Origin of the sequence: Mycobacterium sp. (assembly GCF_035499775.1) — a bacterium.
Taxonomy (GTDB): Bacteria; Actinomycetota; Actinomycetes; order Mycobacteriales; family Mycobacteriaceae; genus Mycobacterium.
In genome coordinates, this window is the sequence record NZ_DATJYB010000291.1 from 1 (window position 1) to 2,777 (window position 2,777).

The following is a 2,777-nucleotide window of genomic DNA, read 5'->3' on the forward strand; positions in this document are numbered from 1 at the left end:
GCTAAGCGCTTTCCGTCTCCTGCAACACGGCCTGTGCGCGACCGCTGGCCAGCGAGGCCAGGCCCGCATCGATGACGGCGTTGGTGGCATATCCGTCGTAGGCCGACGCTCCGGTGATGGACTCGGCGGCCACCGCGGCCAGCCACGCGGCGTCCTGGGATCGATAGGCAGAGTGAAAGCGCTCCATCCAGGCGCCCGGCTTAGGTTGTGCGGCAACGCCATCGGCCGCTGCGAGGTCAGTCCGTGCGGGCGAGGCGAGGGTGAGCACACCGTTACTGCCGACGATTTCGCAGCCGATGTCGTAATTCATTACCGGCCCACGGCCAAGCTCCACCACGCCCAGAACGCCGGACTGCGAGGTCAGCGTGAGCACGACGGTCACCGTGGATCCGTCCTGGGTCCTCTTGGATACGGCGGATATTTCGCTGATGTCCTCACCGCAGAGCCAGCGGAAGATGTCGATGTCGTGGGATGCAGAGCTCGTGATCAGCTCCCGCTCGTCAAACTCGATGAACGCCAACGGATTATGGTGGCGCTGGCTGATCAGGACCGGTTCACCGATGCCGCCGGACTGCAGTGTACGGTGCATGTGCTGGTAGTCGGCGTCGAAGCGGCGCATGTAGCCCACTTGCACCAGCCGCCGACCGGCGGCCCGTTCGGCGTTGACCAACTGGCGCGACAGGTCCGCTGATGTGGTGAATGGCTTCTCGCAGAGCACGAACAGACCGCGCGCGATACATGCCCGCACGATCTCGTGGTGGGTCCGGTCAGCAGTCGCCACCACTGCCGCGTCGACGTCGGCATTCTTCACGCAGTCCAGCGGGTCATGGAAAACGAGGGCGGCCGGCACCTTTGAAGCGGCGCGGTCGGCGAACGGAGCATGGCCATCGGCAACTGCGCTGATCTGTGCCTGCGGTTGCAGGCCGGCGAAGATCTCCAGGTGCGCCGTACCCATATTGCCCAGCCCGATCAGGGCGAGCCGCACCGGCGCGGTGCTCACTGCAGGCCTACGTCGGTCCACGCGCCGCTGGAAACCGAAGCGGCCACTGCGGCGTGAATCATTGCCGCCCGTAAACCGTCAGCGAACACCGGCAGCCCATTAGGCGCGATGCCGGTGCGGATGGCCTCGTAGACGTCGGCGACCAACAGGTTGAAGCAGTCCTGGTATCCCTGCGGATGACCGGCGGGCAACAGCGAATAGCGCGCGCTGCGTGGGTCGAGCCCATCCCGGTCGCGCGACAACACCGTGTTGGCCTGCAGTCCACCGATGATCAGCTCGTCGGGACGCTCCTGGTTGAACCGCACCGCGGTCTCACGGCCGTCGAAGGAGAAGGACAGCTGGTTCTTCCGGCCTGGCGAAGCCTGACTGACGACGAGACTTCCGATTGCGCCGCGGTCGGTGCGGAACGCGACCACAGCCCCGTCGTCCTGGCGGACACCTTGCCGCGGCGCGGCGGCTTCGGTCGCGAAGACAGCGCTGATGCGATGGCCGGTGACGAATTCCATCAAATCGCACCAGTGCGAGCCGATGTCGGCGAAAGTCATCGAGGCACCGGATTGCGCCGGGTCGGATCGCCATCCGGCCGGATCAGCTTTGGCCATATGGTCTTGCAGGTAGCCGCCATGCATCAGCCACACCGCCGAGTCCGCGATGCGGCATCGAGCTTCGCGCACCATCGGGTAGAACCGGTAGATGAACGACACAGCTGCCACCGTGTGCGCCCTCTTGGCGGCCTCGACGAGTGCGGCAGCATCAGAAACGGTTGTTGCCAAGGGCTTTTCGCAAATGACATGCTTACCCGCCGCCAGCGCGGCGGCGGTCTGACCGAGGTGCATGTTGTTGGGCGTGCAGATGTGCACGACATCGATGTCCGCAGCGGCGAAGATTTCCTCGGCGGCGGCTGCGCGCGTTGCCCCGAGCCGTCGCGCGGAGCGTTCGCTGCTTTGAGATGTACTGCCGCAGATTGCGGTGAGCTGTCCGCCGGCTCGACGTACGGCGTGCGCATGCACCGAGCCGACCATGCCCGCGCCGATGATTGCGCTGCGTAGTGGCGGGTGTGGCTGACTCACCGTTGAGATCGTATAGAACCCGGATGGGCAGCGTCACGAGCAATGGCACAAAGCCGGTCGTTGCATCGCTATTCGCTGTGTCTGCCGGTGACCTGATCGCGGTCGTCCAATCGCTCTTTCCGGCTCGGAACTGAAAAGCGATGCCGTCGTGCCACTTTGCCCGGACGCTGGCGGACCTGTGCCCCTAGCCCGTCCAGGCCGATGCCCGCGTGAGATGAAGAGCGTGACCGGCGGTGAGCGCCGCGGCCGCACTTTTCGCAGTAGGACCGCTGAGTCCGGTGCCGAGCCGCAGTGCCCGCAGCGTGAGGACTTGTGCGGCCATCATGGCGACGACGGGGTCGTCAGCGCCGAGGTGGCCCTCGCAGCCGGGATCGTCCAGATCGTCGGTGGCGAGGGTGCGCCCGCTGCACACTTGGGCGATGAGTTCGTTGATGCGGTCGTGCAACGGGATTGGTGCCGTAGCCGCCGCCCACTGCAGATAGGGAAGCTGGTCGGTGCCCATCGCGATGATGACGGTCTCGGCCATCTGCCTGATCGTGGGGTCGGGGTCGAGCAGCCGATGCGCCTGGCAGACCGGGACGCAGCTGCAAACCTTATTGCAGGTACAGACCTTGTTGCAGGAGCATCCCTGGACGTGGTCGCAGGTGCAGGTCCGTCCGCCTGGCGGCGGCGGCGTTGTCGGTGGGTGGGGGGTGCTGGACGGCGGA

Annotated in this window: 4 protein-coding genes; 1 reads left to right on the top strand and 3 read right to left on the bottom strand. The window is 65.8% G+C overall.

Features of this window, described 5'->3' with window-relative positions:
* Position 1: 1 nt before the first annotated feature.
* From VML93_RS18805 to VML93_RS18815, 3 genes are all read right to left on the bottom strand, one after another.
* Complete coding sequence (locus VML93_RS18805) at positions 2 to 1,000, bottom strand: Gfo/Idh/MocA family oxidoreductase (protein WP_325612981.1); 999 nt, start codon at positions 998 to 1,000, stop codon at positions 2 to 4.
* Entirely contained in the window at positions 997 to 2,070 is a 1,074-nt protein-coding gene (locus VML93_RS18810) for a Gfo/Idh/MocA family oxidoreductase (RefSeq protein ID WP_325612983.1), read from the bottom strand. Before VML93_RS18810 ends, VML93_RS18805 begins: the two co-directional genes overlap by 4 nt.
* A 184-nt stretch (positions 2,071 to 2,254) precedes the next feature.
* Complete coding sequence (locus VML93_RS18815; protein ID WP_325612985.1) at positions 2,255 to 2,596, bottom strand: hypothetical protein; 342 nt, start codon at positions 2,594 to 2,596, stop codon at positions 2,255 to 2,257.
* Between VML93_RS18815 and VML93_RS18820 the strand changes: the two genes are divergently transcribed.
* On the top strand, positions 2,580 to 2,777 hold a 198-nt coding region (locus VML93_RS18820; RefSeq protein WP_325612987.1), incomplete at its 3' end, for a hypothetical protein. The genes VML93_RS18815 and VML93_RS18820 overlap by 17 nt on opposite strands.